This window comes from Streptomyces sp. SM18, assembly GCF_002910775.2.
Lineage (GTDB): Bacteria > Actinomycetota > Actinomycetes > Streptomycetales > Streptomycetaceae > Streptomyces > Streptomyces halstedii.
In genome coordinates this window covers 7,061,377-7,082,301 of record NZ_CP029342.1, presented here as the reverse complement: position 1 = coordinate 7,082,301, position 20,925 = coordinate 7,061,377, and the positions used below count along the sequence as shown (strand labels likewise).

Annotated in this window: 19 protein-coding genes; 5 read left to right on the top strand and 14 right to left on the bottom strand. The window is 72.0% G+C overall.

The features are described from left to right. Nucleotides 1-73: 73 nt before the first annotated feature. From B9S64_RS31465 to B9S64_RS31415, 10 genes are all read right to left on the bottom strand, one after another. The gene (locus B9S64_RS31465; protein WP_103491726.1) at nucleotides 74-1,015 is read right to left on the bottom strand and encodes a sterol desaturase family protein; all 942 of its coding nucleotides are present in this window, start codon (nucleotides 1,013-1,015) and stop codon (nucleotides 74-76) included. Between the two features lie 611 nt (nucleotides 1,016-1,626). After that, the gene (locus B9S64_RS31460; protein ID WP_103491725.1) at nucleotides 1,627-3,237 is read right to left on the bottom strand and encodes an MDR family MFS transporter; all 1,611 of its coding nucleotides are present in this window, start codon (nucleotides 3,235-3,237) and stop codon (nucleotides 1,627-1,629) included. A 78-nt stretch (nucleotides 3,238-3,315) separates the two neighbouring features. Further along, nucleotides 3,316-3,924, bottom strand: a complete 609-nt coding sequence (locus B9S64_RS31455) for a TetR family transcriptional regulator (protein WP_103491724.1) — start codon at nucleotides 3,922-3,924, stop codon at nucleotides 3,316-3,318. Between the two features lie 51 nt (nucleotides 3,925-3,975). Beyond that, nucleotides 3,976-4,449 (bottom strand): MSMEG_6728 family protein, encoded by a 474-nt coding sequence (locus tag B9S64_RS31450; protein ID WP_103491723.1) that lies wholly within the window; start codon nucleotides 4,447-4,449, stop codon nucleotides 3,976-3,978. Nucleotides 4,450-4,876: 427 nt separating this feature from the next. Then, nucleotides 4,877-5,917, bottom strand: coding sequence for an NAD(P)-dependent alcohol dehydrogenase (locus tag B9S64_RS31440; protein ID WP_103491722.1), 1,041 nt, complete (start codon nucleotides 5,915-5,917; stop codon nucleotides 4,877-4,879). Nucleotides 5,918-5,983: 66 nt separating this feature from the next. Continuing rightward, nucleotides 5,984-6,760, bottom strand: coding sequence for an SDR family NAD(P)-dependent oxidoreductase (locus tag B9S64_RS31435; protein WP_103491721.1), 777 nt, complete (start codon nucleotides 6,758-6,760; stop codon nucleotides 5,984-5,986). Beyond that, nucleotides 6,757-7,428: a TetR family transcriptional regulator gene (locus B9S64_RS31430; RefSeq protein ID WP_103491720.1), complete on the bottom strand. Its 672-nt coding sequence runs from the start codon at nucleotides 7,426-7,428 to the stop codon at nucleotides 6,757-6,759. Before B9S64_RS31430 ends, B9S64_RS31435 begins: the two co-directional genes overlap by 4 nt. A 257-nt stretch (nucleotides 7,429-7,685) precedes the next feature. Next, nucleotides 7,686-8,654 (bottom strand): adenosine deaminase, encoded by a 969-nt coding sequence (add, locus tag B9S64_RS31425; protein ID WP_103491719.1) that lies wholly within the window; start codon nucleotides 8,652-8,654, stop codon nucleotides 7,686-7,688. Between the two features lie 54 nt (nucleotides 8,655-8,708). Beyond that, nucleotides 8,709-10,829, bottom strand: coding sequence for an MMPL family transporter (locus tag B9S64_RS31420; protein ID WP_103491718.1), 2,121 nt, complete (start codon nucleotides 10,827-10,829; stop codon nucleotides 8,709-8,711). A gap of 111 nt (nucleotides 10,830-10,940) precedes the next feature. Next, nucleotides 10,941-11,465: a MarR family transcriptional regulator gene (locus B9S64_RS31415; RefSeq protein WP_181012321.1), complete on the bottom strand. Its 525-nt coding sequence runs from the start codon at nucleotides 11,463-11,465 to the stop codon at nucleotides 10,941-10,943. A gap of 89 nt (nucleotides 11,466-11,554) precedes the next feature. Between B9S64_RS31415 and B9S64_RS31410 the strand changes: the two genes are divergently transcribed. The 4 genes from B9S64_RS31410 (at nucleotide 11,555) to B9S64_RS31395 (ending at nucleotide 16,239) form a co-directional block, all read left to right on the top strand. Continuing rightward, a complete protein-coding gene (locus B9S64_RS31410) occupies nucleotides 11,555-12,574 on the top strand; it encodes a sporulation protein (protein WP_103491743.1) in 1,020 nt (339 codons plus the stop codon). Between the two features lie 167 nt (nucleotides 12,575-12,741). Next, nucleotides 12,742-13,047 carry a Sec-independent protein translocase subunit TatA gene (tatA, locus tag B9S64_RS31405; RefSeq protein WP_103491716.1) on the top strand — a complete coding sequence of 102 codons (306 nt, stop codon included), beginning with the start codon at nucleotides 12,742-12,744 and terminating at the stop codon, nucleotides 13,045-13,047. Nucleotides 13,048-13,345: 298 nt separating this feature from the next. Continuing rightward, nucleotides 13,346-14,863, top strand: a complete 1,518-nt coding sequence (locus B9S64_RS31400; protein WP_103491715.1) for an SDR family oxidoreductase — start codon at nucleotides 13,346-13,348, stop codon at nucleotides 14,861-14,863. Next, on the top strand, nucleotides 14,860-16,239 hold the full coding sequence (locus B9S64_RS31395; RefSeq protein ID WP_103491714.1) for a deoxyribodipyrimidine photo-lyase: 1,380 nt from the start codon (nucleotides 14,860-14,862) through the stop codon (nucleotides 16,237-16,239). Before B9S64_RS31400 ends, B9S64_RS31395 begins: the two co-directional genes overlap by 4 nt. Nucleotides 16,240-16,343: 104 nt before the next feature. Here B9S64_RS31395 and B9S64_RS31390 read toward each other — a convergent pair whose 3' ends face one another. The 4 genes from B9S64_RS31390 to B9S64_RS31375 all read right to left on the bottom strand — a co-directional run bounded on the left by B9S64_RS31390 (nucleotide 16,344) and on the right by B9S64_RS31375 (nucleotide 19,950). Then, entirely contained in the window at nucleotides 16,344-17,186 is an 843-nt protein-coding gene (locus B9S64_RS31390) for a DUF1206 domain-containing protein (protein ID WP_103491713.1), read from the bottom strand. A 76-nt stretch (nucleotides 17,187-17,262) separates the two neighbouring features. Next, nucleotides 17,263-17,793, bottom strand: coding sequence for a DoxX family protein (locus tag B9S64_RS31385; protein ID WP_103491712.1), 531 nt, complete (start codon nucleotides 17,791-17,793; stop codon nucleotides 17,263-17,265). A gap of 166 nt (nucleotides 17,794-17,959) precedes the next feature. Further along, the gene (locus B9S64_RS31380) at nucleotides 17,960-18,913 is read right to left on the bottom strand and encodes a hypothetical protein (RefSeq protein ID WP_103491711.1); all 954 of its coding nucleotides are present in this window, start codon (nucleotides 18,911-18,913) and stop codon (nucleotides 17,960-17,962) included. Beyond that, the gene (locus B9S64_RS31375; protein WP_258037896.1) at nucleotides 18,910-19,950 is read right to left on the bottom strand and encodes a phosphatase PAP2 family protein; all 1,041 of its coding nucleotides are present in this window, start codon (nucleotides 19,948-19,950) and stop codon (nucleotides 18,910-18,912) included. The genes B9S64_RS31380 and B9S64_RS31375 overlap by 4 nt, the downstream gene beginning before the upstream one ends. A gap of 196 nt (nucleotides 19,951-20,146) precedes the next feature. On the opposite strand from B9S64_RS31375, the gene B9S64_RS31370 reads away from it, so the two are divergent. After that, nucleotides 20,147-20,773, top strand: a complete 627-nt coding sequence (locus B9S64_RS31370) for a TetR/AcrR family transcriptional regulator (RefSeq protein WP_103491710.1) — start codon at nucleotides 20,147-20,149, stop codon at nucleotides 20,771-20,773. The last annotated feature ends 152 nt before the right edge of the window (nucleotides 20,774-20,925 follow it).

Genomic DNA, 20,925 nt, shown 5'->3' with positions numbered 1-20,925 from the left:
GAGAGAGGCGGCGGAGGGGTGGAGGTCCGTCGGGACGCGGCCGGGCCGGCGTCCGGACGGACCGGCTCGGTGGTCAGCTCGGCCCGCGCCCGGCTTCCGGGCGGCGTCTCCAGGGGTGCAGAAGGCTGGCGAGGATCTCGCCGGTACCGGGGAACGAGCCCGGGTCGCTGAGCCCGATCGCGGCGGGTTCACGGCCGGGGTGCCAGGTGAAGCTGCCGAAGAAGTGGTCCCAGCACGAGAGGTCGGAGCCGTAGTGGCCGGCTTCGGACAGGTCGGTGCTGTGGTGCAGGCGGTGCTGCTCGGGGCTGGCCAGCAGATGGTTGAACCGGCCGATGCGGACGTCGATGTTCGCGTGGACGAAGTAGCCCTGGGCGGCCACGAAGAGCCCCACCACCAGTACCGACGAGCGCGAGAAGCCCACGAGCGCCAGCGTCAGCTGGACGAGGCTCTGGGCCAGGACGATGTCCAGCACATGGTTCACGCCGTTGTTGGCGACGTTGACCTTCCGCGGCACGTGGTGCACCCCGTGCAGTCGCCACAGGAGCGGGTTGCTGTGCCCCAGCCGGTGCACCACGTAGCTGACGAACGATCCGGTCAGCAGGGCCCCGGGGATCTCGATGCCGAGGTGGTGGGACGGCTCCGCGGGCGAGATCCAGCCGACGGTGGCGGTGACCAGGAGCTGGGCCAGCGCGCTCCCGGCCATGGTGAGCACGAAGTAGGCGCCGTACCAGCGCCACTCGTCGCTTCCCGGGTGCCACTCCCGCTCGTACGGGATCAGCCGTTCGAGGACGGCGAGATAGACGAGGGTCCCGACCAGGAATAGCGGGCTGACCCGGGCCGGATCCCAGCGGAGGAGCAATGCCGCCGCACCGACCGTGACAACCGCCAGCAAAAGCACCGGATAGGCGGTCACGCGGAGAAGGGCGGCCAGGGAATTCCTGACCTCACCGGTCCCGCCGCTCGAAAGGGGGACCGCAGGATTCCCGCCATCGGCCGACCGTTCGCACTCGTCCACCAGCAACCCTCCGCACAAGATGGTGACCCAGGAGAGAAGACCGCATCGGCGCAGTTCAAGGAAGCCCGAGGGGCCCATGGGCACCCCAGGGCATCAGCTGCCCACCCACCGATTGATTTCGGGCGCCCGGTTCCGACGAAGCGGGTCCCGCCCGGCTGACGCCCCCAGTCCCATCAGCCCAGATCATTCATTTCCGATTCCTACGGCTTTAACCACCGACCGGCTCCCGAAATCACGGGCGGCTCACAGTCGTTGGGTATCCGCCACTCCATTGAAGCGGATTTATCCACGCGGACGGAATAGCGGAAGACCCGCATCGTCAATGTGAGCTAATTAGTGCGAGTAATAGGCTCACACGCTCATCGCATCGCGGGGTGAAAGGCTCCTCGGCGCACGCCGAGGCGTGCGCCCGCACCAGGAACAGCCCGGGCCGCAGGACGGCTCGCGCCCCCGGATGAGGTGACGAGCCGGGGCGCGCATCCGGTGCCGTAACGGGGCTGGCGCACGCTCCGTCCCCGCCCGGACGCGCGGCGGGACGACGCACGGGGTCCCGGCCGTGTGGCCGGGACCCCGTGCGGGCGGTCGGACCGTGCCGGTCCGTCATGGTTCGCTCAGTGCGTCACCACGGCCGCGGACTTCGCCTCGGCGGCTGCGGTCTCCTCCGCGAGGCGCTCCATGCCGCTCTGGGTCCTGAGCGGCTTCTCCTTGATGAACAGGACCGCGATCAGGGCGAGGAACGCGAAGGGGGCGCCGACCAGGAAGACGTCCGCGGTCGCGACCCCGTACGCCTGCTCGACCACGTGCCGGGCCTCTTCGGGCAGGGTGGAGAGGTCGGGGACGCTGTGTCCGCCGCCCCCGCCGGCCGCCGCACCACCGAAGCCCTTCTCCATCTCGTCGGCCACCCGGTGGCCGAGCACGGCTCCCAGCGCGCTCGTACCGATGGCACCGCCGAGGCTGCGGAAGAAGGACAGCACCGAGGTGGCCGCGCCGAGTTCCGAGGCGGGCACGTCGTTCTGGGCCGCCAGGACCAGGTTCTGCATCAGCATGCCGACGCCGACGCCGAGCACCACCATGTACACGCTCAGCAGACCGAACGAGGAGTCCGCGCTGATGGTGGACAGCAGGCCCATACCGGCGGTCATGATGATGCCGCCCGCCACCAGGAAGCCCTTCCACTTGCCCCGGGCGGAGATGATCTGTCCGGCGATGGTGGTCGAGAGCATCAGACCGAGGATCATCGGGAGGCTCATCAGACCCGCGGCGGTGGGCGTCTTGCCGAGCGAGATCTGGAAGTACTGGGAGAGGAACACCGTGCCGCCGAACATGGCCACACCGACGAGCATGCTCGCGACGGTCGTCAGGGCCACCGTGCGGTTACGGAAGATGGCCAGCGGGATCATCGGTTCCTGGACCCTGGACTCGACCACGAGGGCGCAGCCCAGCAGGATCACACCGGCGGACACCAGGGCGACGGTCTGCCACGACGCCCAGTCGAAGTTGTTGCCCGCGAGCGTCACCCAGAGCAGCAGCGCGCTGACACCGCTCATGATGAGGACGGCTCCGAGGTAGTCGATCTTCACCTCTCTGCGGACCATGGGCAGCTTCAGCGTCAGCTGGAGCAGCACGATGGCGATCAGGGCGAACGGCACACCGATGAAGAAGCACCAGCGCCACCCCAGCCAGGAGGTGTCCACCAGGACACCGCCGATGAGCGGTCCGGCGACGGTGCCGACGGCGAAGACGGCGCCGAAGATCCCGGAGTAGCGGCCCAGTTCGCGCGGCGGGATGATGGCCGCCATCACGACCTGTGCCAGCGCGGTCAGACCGCCCGCGCCGATGCCCTGGAGCACCCGGCTCACGATGAGCAGGGCGACGCTGTGGGAGAACCCGGCGACGAGCGAGCCGACGACGAACATCCCGAGGGAGAGCTGGATCAGCAGCTTCTTGTCGTAGAGGTCGGACAGCTTGCCCCAGACCGGGACGGTCGCCGTCATCGCCAGGAGTTCGGCGGTGACGACCCAGGTGTACGAGGACTGGCTGCCGTGCAGGTCGACGATGATCCTGGGCAGGGCGTTGGCGACCACGGTGGAGGCCAGGATGGCCACGAACATGCCGGCCATGAGGCCGGACATGGCCTGGAGTATGTGTCTGCGTGTCATGGTCGGTGCGGCACCTTCGAGCGCACCGGCGGTACCGCTTTCAGACGTGGGAGCAGCGGTCATCGGCTCACGTTCCTCGTTCTCTGCTACAGGCCCCGACGGGGGGCCACGGATGTACGCCAGCCGCTGAGGCCGGCGGCGTCAGCCGCTCAGACCGGCGGCCAGCGAGGTGAAGGCCTCGCGGTAGATGCTCTGGAAGGAGCGGGTCCGCCCGGACGCCACCCAGAGTTCGGCGGCCGCGCGCACGGCCGCGACCGACACGTGCGCGAGGAGCCTCGGGTAGAGGTCGGCCCCGGGATCCTGGCCGAGCCGCTCGGCGAGGACGGCGACCATGGCGCGTTCGTCCGCCCCCTGCGCGGCCAGGAAGCCTGGCAGCAGCGAAGGGCTCTTCGTCAGCGCGGCCGCCTGGAGCTCCCAGCGCTCCTGATCCTCCTCGATGTCGGCGAGTTCCCTGCCGATCGCCTCGCGCAGGGCGTCGAACGCCGGCAGTTCCTCCGGTGCGTCGAGCACCGCCTGACGCAGGCGGGCGGCGCAGCCCCGGTCGGGGCGGGTGATCGCGTCCTCCAGACAGGGGAAGTAGTTGAAGAACGTGCGGACGGAGACACCGACCTCGTCGGTGACCGACTCGACCGTCACGTTCTCGATTCCCCGCTCGGCGGCGCCGCGCAGTGCCGCGTTCGCAAGGGCGTCACGCGTCGCACGCTTCTTGCGTTCACGCAGCCCGACGGACGGGGCGCCGTCGGCACTCATGAGGATGCATCCTATGCAAGTTTGCACGATGTGCAAAACTCGGTTTCCAGCTCACGTCCGTCCGCGGTCCGAGGAGGGCCAGACGTACGGCAGATCGGAGGGAACGCCGGGGAACAACGGCTGATAGTACGCGGGGTCCTTGCGCACCAGCGCGGAGCGATGGCTCAGGTGGAACGCCTCGTCACCGAGCCACGGGGGCAGCTCCCGCGCCTCGGCGAGCGCGGACTGCGGGCGGACGGCGGCGGGGCGTCCTAGCGAGGCGGTAAGGTCCTCGCGCAGGGTCGCCGCGCAGGTGTCCGCCCGGCCCTCCGCCGTCCAGACGGCGCACATCTCCAGGCCGTAGCGGACGAGCGCCTCCTGGTACCCGGCCCACATGTGGACGGCGGGATGGTGGCGCCAGCCGTAGCCGGGGACGGTGAGACCGCGGAGGACCTGGATCGTCTCGACGCGCTGCTTGCCCAGCCGCCTCGGGTCCAGCGCGAGGGCGCTCCGGCGGAAGTCGGCGTGGGGCAGGAAGGTCTGCATGTCCTCTGCCTATCGCACGCGCGTGGATATCGGTCCCGACCGGCCCGGCGCGTACCACTCGCAGGGCGCCGCGTTGCTCATGTGGGGGCCGCCACCGCCATGCTCCGCGCCTCTGTCCGGGTCTTCCGCCCGCCGCCGGGCCGGATCGTGACGCCGGGGAACGGATCCGCGCGGCCGGGCGGCCCCGGGGCGGTGACCGGCTCGTTCCGACCGTCCGAGACCGCCGGGTACGCCCGTGTCCGTCCGCGAACGTCCGCGACCGTCCGCGACCGCCGGGTACGCCCGTGTCCGGCCGCGAACGTCCGCGACCGTCCGTGTCCGACCGCGACCGTCGATGTCCGCCCGTGACCGTCCGTGTCCGCCGTAGTGGGTGAACACCGCGGGCCGCCGCACACGTGGGCGGCCCGCGGTCGTGGTCACGTCTTGGTCAGCCGTTCGGCAGGATGACCGCGCGGCCCTTGATCTTGCCCGCGTGCAGCCGTTCGTAGGCGAGCGGGGCCTCGTCGATGGAGTACGTCTCGACGTGTACATCGACGGCACCGGCGTGGGCCAGTTCGATCACCTCGGCCAGCTCCCGCCGGGTGCCCCAGTACGGCGCGCTGACCGTCGTGGAGAAGGGCAGCACGCCGAACCCGACCGGAAGCGTCCCGCCGCCGATGCCGACGATGGTGACGTCGCTGTCGATGGAGGCGGACTCGCCGGCCGTCTTCACGGTCGGCGGGGCGCCGACGAAGTCGAGGACGACCTCGGCGCCGACACCACCGGTGAGTTCCCGGACCCTGGCGGCCGCGTTCTCGTCGGAGATCACGGTCTCGTGGGCTCCCACGGAGCGGGCGAGTGCCAGCTTCTCCTCGGAGACGTCGAGCGCGATGACGCGGACGGCGGTCAGGGCGCGGAGCAGCTGGATCCCGACGTGCCCGAGGCCTCCGGCGCCGATGACCACGGCGGTCGCGCCGGGCACCAGCTTCGGCAGGGACCGCTTGATCGCGTGGTACGGGGTGAGACCCGCGTCGGTCAGCGAGACGGTCTTGACCGGGTCCAGGTCGCCGATCGGGGTCAGGTGCCGGGCGTCGTCGACGATCATGTACTCGGCCATGGCGCCCGGGTTGCCCAGTCCGGGCGGGTTGATGCCCAGCTCGGCGGCGCGCAGGCAGTAGTTCTCCCGGCCCTGGGCGCAGTTCACGCAGGTGCCGCAGCCCCAGGGGCCGTAGACCGCGACGGAGTCGCCCACGGAGAAGCCCTGGGCGCCGTCACCGAGTGCGGCGACGGTACCGACCCCCTCGTGGCCCAGCGTGAGCGGCAGCTCGTAGGGGAAGCCTTCGGCGGGCCAGCTCATCACGGCGATGTCCGAGTGGCAGACGCCGGCGGCGCTGACCTTGAGCAGGATCTGTCCCGGTCCCGGTGCGGGCTCCGGAATCTCGACGACCTCGGGCGCGGCGCCGACGGTGCGGTACTGGACGGCTTTCATGGCTCTCCTTCGTTCTTTCTTCCCCCACCTTTGTGACCCCGCCGGTGGCCGTGCGCCACTCAGGGCTCAGGAGGCCGAGTAGCCGCCGTCCACCAGGTGGTAGCTGCCGTGGACGAACGACGCCCGGTCGGAGAGCAGGAAGGCGGCGAGCTCCGCGACCTCCTCGGCCGTGCCGAGGCGGCCCGCCGGGTGGAGGGAGACCAGGTGGTCGCGGGCCGGACCGTCGGTGTCGCGGAGCAGCGGGGTGTCGATGAAGCCGGGGCCGACGGCGTTGACGCGGATGTTGTGCGCGGCGTATTCGAGTGCGGCGGTCTTGGTGAGGCCGACGACGCCGTGCTTGGCGGCGACGTACGCCGGGGAGCCCGCGAAGCCGTTGGTGCCGAGGATCGACGAGATGTTGACGACGGCGCCCCCGCCGGCGGCCAGGATGGCCGGGAGTTCGTAGCGCATCGAGTAGAAGACGCCGCTGAGGTTGGTGGCGACGACCTTGTCCCAGTCCTCGACGGCGTACTCGCCGGTGGGCTGCGAGGGGCCGCCGATGCCGGCGTTGTTCACGGCCAGGTGCAGGGCGCCGAAGGTGTCGACGGCGAACCGCACACCGGCTTCGACGGAGGCGGGGTCGGTGACGTCGAGGGCGACGGCCGCGGCCCGCGCGCCGGTGGCCTTCAGCTCCTCGGCGGCCTTGGCCGCACTGTCCGCGCGGTAGTCGGCGACCACGACGGCGGCGCCGCCCGCGGCCAGTCGGCGCGCGAGGGCCAGGCCTATGCCGGATGCGCCTCCGGTGACGAGGGCGACCTTGCCGGCGAACTCCGCTTCGTAGGCGGTGGGGAGGTTGGTGCTCATGACGGTGTGCTCTCTTCTGTGGTGCTGTGGGGCGCCGGCCCGCTCTGCCGGGGTTCCAGCAGGTCTGCGGAAAGGGCGTCGAAGGCATGGACGACGAACTCGGGCAGGGCGGCCGGCCGGCCGCTCCGCACCCACGCCGCCTGGGCCGCGAGGAGCGCTCCGGCTCCCGCGGCGACGGCGACGGCGGGACGGAGGTCCTGCCGTGCGTCAACAGCGAGTCTGGCCGCGAGGACGGCGACGGACTCCTCCTGGGCGTCCACCCGGATGTGGTGGAACGCCGCGTACAGGGTGGGTTCCTCCTCGGCCATGACCAGCAGGTCGAAGAAGCGTGGCCGCAGGTGCCAGGGCTCGGCCTCCGGGTCGTCCAGCCAGTCCAGGACGGCCCGCCGGTAGGCGGTGAGCGGCGGCTCGGCGGCGGGCCGGGCACGGAGCGCCCGGTTGATGCGGTCGCCGTCGCCCCGTACGGCGTCGAGGACGGCGGATTCCTTGTTCGGGAAGTAGCGGCTGAAGGTACGCCGGTCGACGTCGGCCGCCTGCGCGATCTCCTCGACCGTCACACCCCGCAGGCCCCGGTCCAGCACGAGCTCGAACGCATGCCGTGCCAGCGTGTCGCGGGTCCTGCGGGCCTTGCGGCCGCGCCGTTCGGAACCGTTCCCTGTCGCGTCCATAACTGCACTGTACAGCTAAAAATGTCCCACGGGGACTTCTGTCCCGATGAGACGTGATTGGGGCCGGGTGGGGGTGGGGAGACTCCCCCGCGCGAGGGAGGGGGACCACCCTGGCGGGGGAGGCTTCGGGCACCGCCGGCTGCCAGGTTGGGCACATGACCTACAGCGCACAGCCAGCCAACCGCCCGGATCCCGGCCGCGAGAGCGCTCGCGAAGCCGTTGGTCCGGCCCCGGGACCCGTGGGAGGACCGCCGGCTTCAGGAAGCGGACGCCACGGCCCGGAGCCGTGTCAGCACCTCGTCCTCGCACAGCGCTCCGGCGAGCCCCGCGGCGTAGGCGTCGTCGGCCGACACGCCGAGCCGCGCGGCGAGCGCGTGTTCCCGCCCGAGGTCGGTGCCGAACATCGCGGGGTCGTCCGTGCTGACCGAACACAGCACACCGGCCGCGCGCAGTCTCGGCAGGGGGTGTGCGGCGATGTCCCGGACCACACCGGTACACAGGTTGGACGTCACGGAGACGTCCAGGACCACTCCTCTGTCCGCGAGTTCGGCGAGCAGCGCCGGGTCGTCGGCCGCGCGGATCCCGTGCCGCAGGCGGGCCGCCCCGAAGTCAAGGGCCTCCCTGATCCGCTCGGGCCCGCCGGCCTCCCCCGCGTGCGGTACGAAGGCCAGTCCGCCCTCCCGCGCGATACGCACCGCCTTGCCGTAGGGGGCGAGGGGGGTCCGCCGCTCGTCGCCCCCGATCCCCAGGCCCACCACTCCCCTGTCCCGGTACCGCACGGACACCCGGGCACACTCCTCCGCCAGTTCCACCGGGCAGCCTCGGTAGAGGTCGGGGGTGAAGCGGACGGTCAGCCCGAACCTCTCCCGCGCCTCGACCGCCCCCTCCGTGTATCCGGTGAACATCTCGTCCCAGTCGATGGCGTGGGACTCGACGCGCTCGGCCGGCGAGAAGATCGCCTCCAGGTAGACGGCACCGTGGCCGTGGGCCTCCCGCGCGTAGTCCACGACCACACGCCGGAAGTCGTCGGCCGTTCGCAGGCAGTTGGTGGTCATCCGCCACACCGACAGGAAGTGCCGGAAGTCGGTGAAGCGGTACAGCGCTTCGAGGCCTTCGACGGTGTCGGCGGGCAGCGCCTCGCCGTTGCGCCGTGCGATCTCCAGCAGCGTGGCCGGACGTATCGCCCCTTCCAGATGCACATGCAGTTCGATCTTCGCGCTCACCATGGGTGCAGGCTACGGGAGTTCGGGCGAAGCGAGCCGGGACTGCCGGAGGCGGGGCTACGGGAGGGGGCCACGGGCCTCGGCGGCCGGTTCGTCGGAGCGGCGGCTCAGCGCCCCAGGCCACCAGGCCAGGCGTCCGATGTCCCGGACGAGCGCGGGCACCAGCAGCGAGCGCACGACGAGGGTGTCCAGCAGGACTCCGAAGGCGACGATGAACGCGATCTGGACCAGGAACGCCAGCGGGATGACGCTCAGGGCCGCGAAGGTGGCCGCCAGGACGACACCCGCCGAGGTGATGACCCCGCCCGTGGTGGTCAGCCCGCGCAGTACGCCTTCCCTGGGGCCGTGGATCAGGGACTCCTCCCGGACCCGGGACATCAGGAAGATGTTGTAGTCGACGCCGAGGGCGACCAGGAAGACGAATCCGTACAGCGGCACGGACGAGTCGGTGCCGGTGAAGCCGAAGACGTGCTGGAAGACCAGCGACGCGATGCCGAGGGTGGCCAGGAAGTTGAGCGCCACGGTCGCGACGAGGAGCAGGGGCATCAACAGGGAGCGGAGCAGCCCGATCAGGATGACCAGGATGATCACGAGCACCACCGGCACGATGATGCCGCGGTCGTGCTCGGCGGTCTTCTGGGTGTCGTACTGCTGCGCGGTGTAGCCGCCGACCAGTGCGTCCGCGCCGGGCACCGCGTGGACCGCGTCGCGCAGCCGGGCGACGGTGTCCTTGGCGGCGTCGCTGTCGGACGCGGCCTTCAGTGTGGCGTCGACGCGTACGCGGCCGTCCACCACGATCGGTGTGCCCTGGCCGGGCCGTCCGGACTCCGTCACCACGGACACGCTCGCCACGCCGCTGACCCCCTTCGCGGCACCGGCCACCTGATCGGCACGGTCGGCGTTCGCGATGACGACGGCGGGGTTGCCGGACCCGCCGGGGAAGTGCTTGCTCAGGGTTTGCTGGGCGGCGACGGACGGCGCGTCGTTGACGAAGATCTCCTTCAGGGGGACGCCCTGGGAGTTCAGCGTGGGCATGAAGGCGGCGCAGGCGAGAAGGCCGATCAGGGTGACGGCCCAGACCTTGCGGGGGGAGCGGTCGACCAGGGCGGCGACCTTCGACCAGATCCCCGTGGATCCGGAGGCGGCGTCGCCCTCCTTCGGCTTGGCCGGCCAGTACGCGGTCCTGCCGAGCAGGACCAGGACGGCGGGCAGGAAGGTGAGGGCGCTCAGGACGGAACAGACGATGCCGATGGCGCCCACCGGACCGAGCGCCCGGTTGTTGGTCAGGTCGCTGATCAGGAGGGCGAGCAGGCCCAGCGCCACGGTGGCGGCGCTGGCCGTGATCGGCCCCGCGGATTCGCGCAGGGCCGCGCGCATCGCGGTGAACCGGTCGGCGTGCCGGCCCAGTTCCTCGCGGAAGCGTGCGGTGAGCAGGAGCGCGTAGTCGGTGGCGGCGCCGATGACGAGGATCGACAGGATGCCCTGGACCTGGCCGTCCACACGGACGACGTCGTGATCCGCGAGGACGTACACCACCGCGCAGGCGACGGCGAGCGCGAAGACCGCCCCGATGATGATGATCAGCGGCAGCAGAACACTTCGGTACACCAGCAGCAGGATGACCAGCACGGCCGCCAGGGCGACGCCGAGCAGCAGCCCGTCGATTCCGGCGAAGGCGTCGGAAAGGTCCGCCTGGCTGGCCGCGGGGCCCGCCAGTTGCGCTTGCGTGCCGGGCACCCGGTCCGCGGCCTCCTGGACGGCGGCGAGGGCGTCGGGCAGTCCGTCGCCCAGGTCGGACCGCAGCTGGACGACACCCTCCAACGCCTGGCCGTCCTTCGACGGCAGTGCGGGGGACACCTCGCCCGTGACACCTGGCTCGCCCTTGAGCCCGGCGAGTGCCGCCGTGGCGGCCTCCCGCTGCCCGGGGTCAAGCCGCCCGCCGTCCTTCTCGGACGTCCAGACCACGATCGCGGGCACCGTCTCCTGCCGGCTGAACGCCTTCTGGGCGTCGATCACCTGGGTGGACTCCGCGCTCTGCGGCAGGAAGGACGCCTGGTCGTTGGTGGCCACCTCGCCGAGCTTCCCCGCGTACGGACCGAACGCTCCGCCCACGGCGAGCCAGGCGACGAGGAGGAAAGCGGGGATCAGCCAGCGGACCGGCCTCGATGCGGTGGACATGGCACTCCCGGGACGAACGAGATCACTCAAGCATTGAGTATCTTAATCATTGAAATACATGTTCGCGGCCCCGCGCGTGCCGTACCCGGCCACACCTGGGGTGACAGAGGGTCAGCGCCGGGGGGACTCCGTACCCGCGAGTTCTCCGTTCATACGGGCGAGGAACCGCAGCGCGGCGGCCACTTCTCCGGGCTCCGAGAGGGCCTGAGCCCTGGCAGCGGCCTCGGCCAGGGGCATGAAGAAGGTACGGGCCGCCGACTTCGCGGCGGGCTCGTAGTGCAGGTGTACGACACGCCGGTCCGCGCTGTCACGCGAACGCCGGATGTGCCCGGAGCGTTCGAGGCGGTCCAGACAGGCGGTGACCGCACCGGAGGTCAGACCGAGGTGGTCGCGCAGGCGCCCCGGGGTGAGCGGGTCCTCCGCGTCGAGTATCGCCGCGAGAGCCTGCACGTCCGTGGCGTGGAGGCTCTCGGCATGCGCGAAGGCGTGCGCCAGCCGGCTGACCTCTCCGTTCATACGGCGGAGCTGCACGGCGAGTGCCTGGAGCTCAGGAGCGGCGGGCCCCTCGCCGAGCGGTCCACCTCGGGCGCCGTCCGTACTGTCCACGGCCCCATAGTAGAGCCGCCTCGACCCCATCTCACCTCTATGCTTCTACAGTTGCGTAGAAACGCGATCGAACGCGTCACACCGTGTTCCCGCGTACGGAAGAAGGAGTGAACGCCACGATGGTGTTCAAGAAGCTGCTCGGTTCCCTCGGCGTGGGCGCCCCGACCGTGGACACGGTGCTCACCGGCGGCGCCGCTGTTCCCGGAGGCTCACTGAGCGGACAGGTCCACCTGAAGGGCGGCAGCGCCGACTTCACGGTCGAGGGCATCACGCTCGAACTCGTCGCGCGGGTCGAGGCCGAGCACGAGGAGGGCGAGTCCGAAAGGATGGTCAGCTTCGGCCGTTTCACCGTATCGGGTGGTTTCGTCCTCGCGGAGGGCGCCGAGCACAGCGTTCCGTTCGATGTGCCATTGCCTTGGGAGACCCCGGTCACGGAGCTGTACGGCCAGGATCTCGGCATCGTCCTCGGCGTACGCACGGAGCTGGCGGTGGCGGGCGCCCGGGACAAGGGCGACCTCGACCGGCTCTCCGTCGCGCCCCTCCCCGCCCAGGAGGCCCTCCTCGAAACGCTCGGACGGCTCGGCTTCGGGTTCAGGTCGGCGGATCTGGAGCTCGGACACATCCGCGGTACCGGGCAGCAACTGCCCTTCTACCAGGAGATCGAGCTGTCTCCCGCACCCCAGTACGCCCACGAGATCAACGAGATCGAGCTGACGTTCCTGGCCGATCCCGGCGGCCTGGAGATCGTCCTGGAGGCGGACAAGCGCGGCGGGTTCTACACCGAGGGCAGCGACGTCCTCGGCCGCTTCGCCGTCGGCCACCACGACTACCAGGGGCGCGACTGGGACACCGAGATCGACTCCTGGATCCGCTCGCTGGTCGCGGCCCGCTCCGCGCACGACGCCCCGTCCGCGTACGGACACGGCTACGGACACGGCTACGGACACGATCACGGGGACGAGCACGGCGAGGCACACGGGCACCGCTCCGGTCCCGGAATGGGGACGGCCGTCGCCGCCGGAGCCGCCGGACTCGCCGTCGGGGTGGCGGGCGGACTGGTGGCCGCCGAAGTGGTGGACGAGGTGGGCGACTTCTTCGAGGACGACGAGAGCGGCGAAGACGGCGGCGAGGAGGACTGAGGCCCCCGGCCCGGCGGCACCACCGGGCCAGTCGTTCTCACGTGCGGCAGGCACGAGGCACCCTGCCGCACGGCTCTACAGTGCTGTAGATTCGTCACGACCGGGGACACGACCGGGGAAGCGGGCCGTCCGGCACGGACAGGCCGATCAGGGGAGCAACAGTAGTCATGTTCGGCATCAGCGAGATCGCGATCCTCCTCATCATCGTCGTCTTGATCTTCGGCGCCAAGAAGCTCCCCGAACTCGCCCGTTCCCTGGGCAAGTCGGCCCGCATCCTGAAGAGCGAGGCACGCGCCCTGAAGGGCGACGGAGGCTCCACCGCCCCCTCACAGGCCGCCGGCTCCTCCACGGGGCCGCATGCCGGCTCCGCCACGAGCCCGCACACAGACGTTCCCACGGACCTCGGTACGGATGCGGACGGCCACCGCGTCATCCGTGGCACGGCCACCGAGCGGCCGGGCACGCCGCACTGAGCCAACCGCGTCTCCGGCTCCGCGGCACCGGCTCTCCCGCCTCTCCGGCTCCGCCGCACCCGCCGCTCTCCGGCCGCCTACCGGCCGTTCCGGCTCCGCCCGACACGTGCTGCCGCCTTGCCCGGTGCCCGCTGCCCGCACCCCGCTGCCCGCTGCCCGCTGCCCGGAAAACCCTCATCGTGCCATGTCCGCGTCCCCCGGGCGCGTCGCAGGCACATCGCCGTGCGGTTCCCGACAAGCGGAACGGCCTCAGGCACGACACCGTGGACGCAGGTGGATCGATCAGAACGGAGCGGCCATGGAGACAGGCGACGACCGAAGCGGGCTGCGCTGCCTGGTGACCGGCGCCACGGGGTACATCGGGGGCCGGCTCGTCCCGGAACTCCTTGAGGCCGGCCACCGGGTCCGCTGTCTGGCACGCACCCCGAAAAAGCTGCGCGACCTCCCCTGGGCGGACGAGGTCGAGGTCGCCCAGGGGGACGTCACGGACCCGGAGTCGCTCGGCGCGGCGATGCGGGACACGGACGTCGCCTACTACCTGGTCCACGCCCTGAGCAGCGGGGCGGGCTTCGAGGAGACCGACCGCAGGGCGGCCAGGGTCTTCGGCGAGCAGGCACGGGCGGCCGGAGTGCGGCGCATCGTCTATCTGGGCGGGCTGACCCCGGCCGAGGTCCCCGAGCGGGAGCTGTCGCCCCATCTGCGTTCCCGGGCCGAGGTCGGCCACATCCTGCTCGCCTCCGGCGTACCGACGACCGTGCTGCGCGCGGCGGTCATCATCGGTTCCGGTTCGGCGTCCTTCGAGATGCTGCGCTACCTCACGGAGCGGCTGCCGGTCATGGTCACCCCGAGCTGGGTGTCCACGCGCGTCCAGCCGATCGCGGTCCGGGACGTGCTGCGCTACCTCGTCGGCAGTGCACGGATGCCCGAGGACGTGAACCGTACGTTCGACGTCGGAGGCCCCGACATCTTGACGTACCGGGCCATGATGCAGGCGTACGCGCGGGTCGCGGGGCTTCCGCACCGGCTGATCCTGCCGGTTCCGATGCTGTCGCCGGGGTTGTCCAGCCACTGGGTCGGGCTGATCACACCGGTTCCGGCCTCCATCGCCCGTCCGCTCGCGGAGTCCCTGCGCTACGAGGTGGTGTGCCGCGAGCACGACATCGCGGACCACGTCCCGGACGGCCTGGGGCAGCCGTTCCCCTTCGCGACCGCGCTCTCCCTCGCCCTGCAGCGGGTGCGCGAGGCGAAGGTGACGACCCGCTGGTCCTCCGCCTCGACGCCCGGCATCCCCAGCGATCCGCTCCCCACCGACCCCGACTGGGCGGGCGGAAGCCTGTACACGGATGTGCGCGAAAGGGAGGTGGACGCCTCGCCCGAGGCCCTGTGGCGGGTGATCGAGGGGATCGGCGGCGACAACGGCTGGTACTCGTTCCCCCTGGGCTGGGCGTTCAGGGGCTGGCTGGACCGGCTGGTCGGCGGCGTGGGGCTGCGCCGGGGCAGGCGGGACGCGGAGCATCTGCGGGTCGGCGACTCGCTGGACTTCTGGCGGGTCGAGGAGATCGAGCCGGGCCGTCTGCTGCGGCTGCGTGCCGAGATGCGGCTGCCGGGACTGGCCTGGCTGGAGATGTACGTTGAGCGGGGCGCGGACGGTGACGGCCGGTCCCGCTACCGTCAGCGCGCGATCTTCCATCCGGCGGGCCTGCTGGGCCACGCCTACTGGTGGAGTGTGTCACCGTTCCACGCGGTGGTCTTCGGCGGTATGGCACGCAACATCGCCCGCGCCGCGGCCCGGTCGGTGAACAGGAGAACGGCATGAGTGTGGCGGTGGCGCTGTTCACCTCCGACCTGAGGCTGCACGACCATCCGCCGCTGCGCGCGGCGCTGGCGTCGGCCGACGAGGTGGTACCGCTGTTCGTACGGGACGACGGGGTGGAGCACGCCGGGTTCCTCGCCGCCAACCGGCAGGCGTTTCTCGCCGACTGCCTCCGCGATCTGGACGCCGGTCTCCGTGACCGGGGCGGTCGCCTGATCATCCGTTCGGGTGATGTTGTGGACGCGGTCCGCCGGGTCGTCGCGGAGACGGGCGCGGGTGAGGTGCATGTGGCGGCGGACGTCAGCGGGTACGCGCAGCGCCGCGAGGAGCGGTTGCGGAAGGCCCTGGAGACGGAGGGCCGCCGGCTGTGCGTCCACGACGCGGTGGTGACCGCGGTCGCTCCGGGCGCGGTGGTGCCCTCCGGTGCGGGCAAGGACCACTTCGCCGTGTTCACCCCGTACTTCCGCAGCTGGTCCCGGGAGCGTCTGCGTACCCCGTTCGGCGCGCCGCGGGCCGTGCGGGTGCCGGACGGTCCGGCGTCCGAGCCGCTCCCCGAGCGGTCCCGGGTGCCGGGGGTGTCCGAGGGGCTGGCCGAGGGCGGGGAGAGCGCGGGCCGCGCGCGTATGGCCGCCTGGCGCCGCCACGGTCTGGCGCGGTACGAGGACCTCCACGACGACCTGGCCGGTGACGCCACCTCGCGGCTCTCCCCGCATCTGCACTTCGGCACCCTCTCCCCCACCGAACTGGTCCACCGCGCCCGTTCGGCGGGTGGTGCGGGCGCCGAGGCGTTCGTCCGGCAGGTGTGCTGGCGGGACTTCCACCACCAGGTCCTGGCCGCCCGCCCCGCCGCGTCCCACTCCGACTACCGGCCGCGTGGCGACCGGTGGCGTACGGAGCGCGCGGCGGCGGACGACGTCGAGGCCTGGAAGGAGGGCCGCACCGGCTATCCCCTGGTCGACGCCGCGATGCGCCAGTTGCGCCACGAGGGCTGGATGCACAACCGCGGCCGCCTGCTGACCGCCTCTTTCCTCGTCAAGACGCTGTACGTGGACTGGCGGGTCGGCGCCCGCCACTTCCTGGAGTTCCTGGTGGACGGGGACGTCGCCAACAACCAGCTCAACTGGCAGTGGGTGGCGGGGACCGGCACCGACAGCCGGCCGAACCGGGTGCTGAATCCGGTGGTGCAGGCGAAGCGGTACGACCCGGACGGGGCCTATGTGCACCGCTGGGTGCCGGAGCTGAAAGAGCTCGGCGCTCCCGCCGTCCATGAGCCGTGGAGGCTCTCGGGGCGGGAGCGCGCCGCGTTCGACTATCCGGAGCCACTGGTCGAACTGTCCGAGGGGCTCGCGCGTTTCAGGGCGGGGCGGGGTCTGGACTGATCCGGCGGGGCGGGCGCCCCGGCCCGTGGGCCGGATCGGTGTGCGGCCCACTCGGACCGGGCGCCCACTCGGACCGTGGGCCCGCTCGGACCGTGCGCCGGTGGTCAGGTCCTGCGCCAGCGGGCGTTCGCCCAGGAGAAGAGGCCGAAGGCGGCCAGTCCGAGAGCGATCAGGGCGAGCAGCCACGGCCCCGCGGGTGTCTGGGTGAAGGAGCGCAGGGTGTCGTCCATTCCCTTGGCCTTCCCCGGCTCGTGCCGGACGGCAGCGGCGATGGCGAAGCCTCCCGCCGTCGCGAAGACCGTGCCGCGGGCGGCCCCGCCGAAGACGCCGACGACATCGACGGCCTGACGGGCCCTCCTGGTCATCTCGGCCATCTTCAGGTGCTTGTGGTACGTGCGTGTGACGGCCCGGAAGGCGATCCACAGACCGGCGCCCGCCACCACGGCCCCCGCGACGCCGACGATCCACTGCCCGCCGGTCCAGCCCAGCGCCTTCGCCGTGACGTCGTCGGTCCGCCGGTCGCTCGACCCGCTGCCGCTGCCCCGGTTACCGGTGGCGTAGGAGAGGACGGAGTAGGAGACGAAGCCGTAGAAGACGAAGCGGCCCGCGGCCATGGCCCGCTTGCCCGGGGTGCGGCCGTCGGGGCCGGCCTGTCCGAACACCGCCTCGGACAACCGCCACAGCGCCATACCGGCGAGGGCCGCGCCGAGCGCCCACAGCAGAACGCTCCCGAAGGGCTTGTCCGCCACCTCCGCGATCGCGCCTCCCCGGTCGGCCTGCTTGCCCGAGCCGCCGGAGAAGGCGATGCGCAGCGCCAGCACGCCGACCAGGAGGTAGATCACACCCCGGGCGACGAAGCCCGCACGGGCTCCCAGGTCCACGGCCTGACTGTTCGCCGCCCGCCTGGCGTGGGCTTGTCCGTTCGCCGACAACGCTTTCGTATGCATGCATGGCCGGTTGCCCGTGAAGAGGCGATCAATGCGCGCCGGTCGATACGCCCCTTGGAAAGGGACCGCGCCCGCGTCAGCCCTCCTCGGTGCCGGCGCTCTCCGCCCGGCCCTTGGAGCGCCGGCCCACGACGGCAGCCGCTGCCAGCGCGCTGCCCGCGAAGGCGAGGCCGACGACCCACGGCCGGTTGAGGACGTGGCAGGTGACATGGTCCAGGGAGTAGGCCCCCGGGCCCGCCAGACCGATCGCGGCCGCGGCGAAGCCGAGGAACGCCGGGTACTCGTAGCCGCCGCCCATCGCGAAGAAGCCCGCCGGGGCGTGGACCGCGACGGCGCCGGCCATCGTGCCGGCCGCCGCCGCTCCGGCCGCCGGTGTGGCGAGACCGAGCGCCAGCAGGACACCGCCACCCGTCTCGCCGAGCCCCGCGGCCAGGGCGCTGTGTTTCGGCGGGAGGAAGCCCATGGACTCCATGGCGGCGGTCGTGCCCTCGATACCCCCGCCTCCGAACCAGCCGGCCAGCTTCTGGGTGCCGTGGGCGGCGAGGACGGCCCCCGTTCCGACCCTGAGCACGAGAAGTCCGAGGTCGCGTCGGTTGAAGGTGGTCATGGCTGTCTCCCGTCGGCGGGGAACGCGGACGATTCCGTACGGACCCACTGTGTGCTCACCCGGGTGGCGGAGTCCGGTGGTGTTGGGCCATTCGTGGTCCGGCCGTACGGGGACGGGCCGCGCACCGAGCGTTTCCGGCCAGGTCCCGGCGCGGGGGGGGCGTGGCTCAGGGGCCGGGCACCGGTTCCGCGTGCAGGGGAAGGGATTCGGCGGCCCGCGCCCCGGCGACGGGTGGTCCCCCGACGGCGACGCGCGACGGCGGCCCCTCCCCGGTGGCGCGTGGCGGGGCGGCGGCGTTGCGGTCCTGGGCGCGGCTGAGCAGGATCACGCCGCGTACGGCGGCCGCGGCTCCCGCCAGCGCCGGGGCCAGACCGGTCACCCCGGACTGGATGTGTTCGCCGAGCAGGACCAGACCGATGGCGGCCGCGGCGACCGGGTTGGTCAGCGTCACCACCGCGAGGGGGGCGCCCAGACCGCCCCGGTAGGCGGTCTGGGAGAGCAGCAGACCGCCCAGCGCGAAGGCCGAGACCAGCAGCGCCACGGTGACCAGGCGCCAGCTGAGCAGCGGTCCGGAGCGGTCGGTCGTGGCGACGGTCAGGGTCTGGGTGAGCGCCGAGGCCACCCCGGAGGCGAGCCCGGACGCCGCCGCGTGCCGGAGGCCCGGCCGGGCGCCCGGCCTGCTGAGGACGGCGACGAGCGACAGGGTCACCGCGCCCACGGCCAGGGCCTCGGCGAGGCTGAGCGTGTCGTGCGGGGCGGCGCCGCCGGCGGCCAGCAGCAGGGCGCCGAGCCCGAGCAGGGTGAGAAGCGTGCCGCGCCACTCGGTGCCACTGACCCGGCGTCCGGCGGCGCGGGCGCCCAGTGGGACAGCGGCGACCAGGGTGAGCGCGCCGAGCGGCTGGACCAGGGTGAGCGGCCCGTACTTCAGCGCGGCGACATGGAGCAGTGCCCCGGCCGCGTTCAGCCCCACCGCCGACCACCACGCGCCCCGGCCCAGCAGCCGCAGTACCCCGGCGGACGCCTCGGTACGGCCGGCGAGGCGGGCCTGCGCCACCGCGGCGGAGGCGTAGGCGGCGGCGGAGACGAGGGACAGCGCGACGGCTACGAGCGTGGCGTTCACCGGCGCGCTCCGGAGCGCGCGTAGGCGCGGAGGGTTCGCGTCGGGAGCTCGGGCGTACGGCGTGTCCGTATCCGGGGGAGACGGGCGCGGGTGGTGCGCGTTCCGGGGAGTCGGGCGCGAGTGGTGCGCTTCCCGGCTCCGTACGCCCCCGTTCCGGAGACGCGGGTTCCGGCTCCGTACGTCGCGGTCCCGGCTCCGTACGTCGCGGTTCCGGAGGCATACATTCCGGTTCCGAAGGCGTACGCCCCGAGCGCCGGGGCCGTGGCGGGCGGGGCGGCCTGTCCGGCGGGGGCCTGCCGTGGCCGGCGCGTGCGGGCCGGCGGCCGGAGCACGGCGTAGGCGACGCAGATCAGGGCCGTGACCACGACCGCGTCGAGCCAGTAGTGGTTGGCCGTTCCCACGATGACGAACAGGGTGACCAGCGGGTGCAGCAGCCACAGCGGGCGCCACCGGGAGCGGGTCGCGACGACGAGCCCGACGGCGACCGCGAGCGCCCAGCCGAAGTGCAGGGAGGGCATGGCGGCGAACTGGTTGGCCAGGGAGTCGTCGGCGGGCGTGTCCCCATACACCGAGGGCCCGTAGACCCTGCCCGTGTCCACGAGGTCCGCGGCCGGCAGCATCCTCGGCGGTGCCAGCGGGAAGAGCAGGTGCAGGGCGAGCGCGGCACCGGTGAGTACGGCGAGGACGCGGCGCGACCAGACGTAGTGGCGCGGGCGGCGCAGGTACAGCCAGACCAGGAACACCAGCGTGGCCGGGAAGTGCACGGTCACGTAATAGGTGTTGGCCGCCTGGACCAGCGTATGGCTGTGCAGCAGGAGGCCTTGGACGGCCGCCTCGTCAGGGAGGTGGAGGACGCGTTCGAGGTCCCAGACGTGCCCGGCGTTGTGGAACGCCTCCTCGACGTGTCCGTTCGCGGCCAGCCGGCCGAGTTTGTACACGAGGAAGAGTCCCGCGACCAGGAAGAGCTCGCGGACGAGGGGCGGCCGGACAGAGGTGTCCGGCTCCGGGTCCACGGGCCCGCTGCGGGCGTGTATCACCCCGTGCCCCTTCGCTGACGAAACGCTGTGACCAGAACGCTGTGACCTGGTGGGAAAGGTGTGCCGACGTGGGCACGGCCACGTCGCGCCACATCGATACGCCAGTGTACCGATACGTTTGCGTATCGGTACACGCGCGTATCGGTACACTGGCGTATCGAAGGCCTTCGCGCCAGACCACCAGAGAGGCAGGCAGATGTCGTCGCCCGGTCCCGCCCAGGATTCCGCCCCCGCGTCCCGCCGGTCGAAGATCACGCCGGAGCGGGCACAGGAGCTGTACGCGGCCGTGCTGGACCTGCTCCGGGAGAGCGGCTACGCGGCCCTGACGATGGAGGGTGTCGCCGCCCGCACCCGGTGCGGCAAGTCGACCCTGTACCGGCAGTGGGGCTCGAAGCCGGAGCTGGTGGTGGCCGCCCTGCACGGCACGAGCAGGACGTCACTCGCCGCCATCGACACCGGCAGCCTGCGCGGGGACCTGTCCGCGGTGGCGGCCACATTCGACGGCGCCGATCGCGACACCGCCCTCATGCACGCGCTCACCCATGCCGCGCTCCAGAGCCCCGAACTGCTGTGCGCCCTGCGCCAGACGCTGATCGCGCCGTCGGTCGCGGCGATCGACACCATGGTCCGGCGGGCGGTCGAGCGCGGCGAGGTCGCGGCGGACAACCCCGCCGCCCCGTACGTCGCGGCGCAGCTGCTCGGCATCATGCGGGCCAAGCCGCTGCTGGCCGACCGCTACGCGGGCGACGGTTTCCTCGTCCGCTTCATCGAGTGCGCCGTCCTGCCCGCGCTCGGCCTCCCGGCACCCCCGCCCGGGACCTGATGACGTGGGCCGTCGTCGCAGTGGACGACGACGGCCCGCCGCGCCGGACCGTGGGGACGGGGCCGGCGCACCGACGACCGGCCGCAGGTTTCCGAGGAAACCGGCGGCCGGTCGTTTTTCACCCTCCCCCTTTTCGTCTACTTGACGCTATG

Bases quoted from the DNA above. Each gene is read 5' to 3' on its own strand.
- B9S64_RS31370 (WP_103491710.1), top strand. From the start codon at position 20,147: ATGTCGTCGCCCGGTCCCGCCCAGGATTCCGCCCCCGCGTCCCGCCGG.
- B9S64_RS31430 (WP_103491720.1), bottom strand. From the start codon at position 7,428: ATGGACGCGACAGGGAACGGTTCCGAACGGCGCGGCCGCAAGGCCCGC.
- tatA (WP_103491716.1), top strand. From the start codon at position 12,742: ATGTTCGGCATCAGCGAGATCGCGATCCTCCTCATCATCGTCGTCTTG.
- B9S64_RS31385 (WP_103491712.1), bottom strand. From the start codon at position 17,793: ATGACCACCTTCAACCGACGCGACCTCGGACTTCTCGTGCTCAGGGTC.
- B9S64_RS31455 (WP_103491724.1), bottom strand. From the start codon at position 3,924: ATGAGTGCCGACGGCGCCCCGTCCGTCGGGCTGCGTGAACGCAAGAAG.
- B9S64_RS31390 (WP_103491713.1), bottom strand. From the start codon at position 17,186: ATGCATACGAAAGCGTTGTCGGCGAACGGACAAGCCCACGCCAGGCGG.
- B9S64_RS31410 (WP_103491743.1), top strand. From the start codon at position 11,555: ATGGTGTTCAAGAAGCTGCTCGGTTCCCTCGGCGTGGGCGCCCCGACC.
- B9S64_RS31450 (WP_103491723.1), bottom strand. From the start codon at position 4,449: ATGCAGACCTTCCTGCCCCACGCCGACTTCCGCCGGAGCGCCCTCGCG.
- B9S64_RS31460 (WP_103491725.1), bottom strand. From the start codon at position 3,237: ATGACCGCTGCTCCCACGTCTGAAAGCGGTACCGCCGGTGCGCTCGAA.
- B9S64_RS31420 (WP_103491718.1), bottom strand. From the start codon at position 10,829: ATGTCCACCGCATCGAGGCCGGTCCGCTGGCTGATCCCCGCTTTCCTC.
- B9S64_RS31415 (WP_181012321.1), bottom strand. From the start codon at position 11,465: ATGGGGTCGAGGCGGCTCTACTATGGGGCCGTGGACAGTACGGACGGC.
- B9S64_RS31435 (WP_103491721.1), bottom strand. From the start codon at position 6,760: ATGAGCACCAACCTCCCCACCGCCTACGAAGCGGAGTTCGCCGGCAAG.
- add (WP_103491719.1), bottom strand. From the start codon at position 8,654: ATGGTGAGCGCGAAGATCGAACTGCATGTGCATCTGGAAGGGGCGATA.
- B9S64_RS31400 (WP_103491715.1), top strand. From the start codon at position 13,346: ATGGAGACAGGCGACGACCGAAGCGGGCTGCGCTGCCTGGTGACCGGC.
- B9S64_RS31395 (WP_103491714.1), top strand. From the start codon at position 14,860: ATGAGTGTGGCGGTGGCGCTGTTCACCTCCGACCTGAGGCTGCACGAC.
- B9S64_RS31440 (WP_103491722.1), bottom strand. From the start codon at position 5,917: ATGAAAGCCGTCCAGTACCGCACCGTCGGCGCCGCGCCCGAGGTCGTC.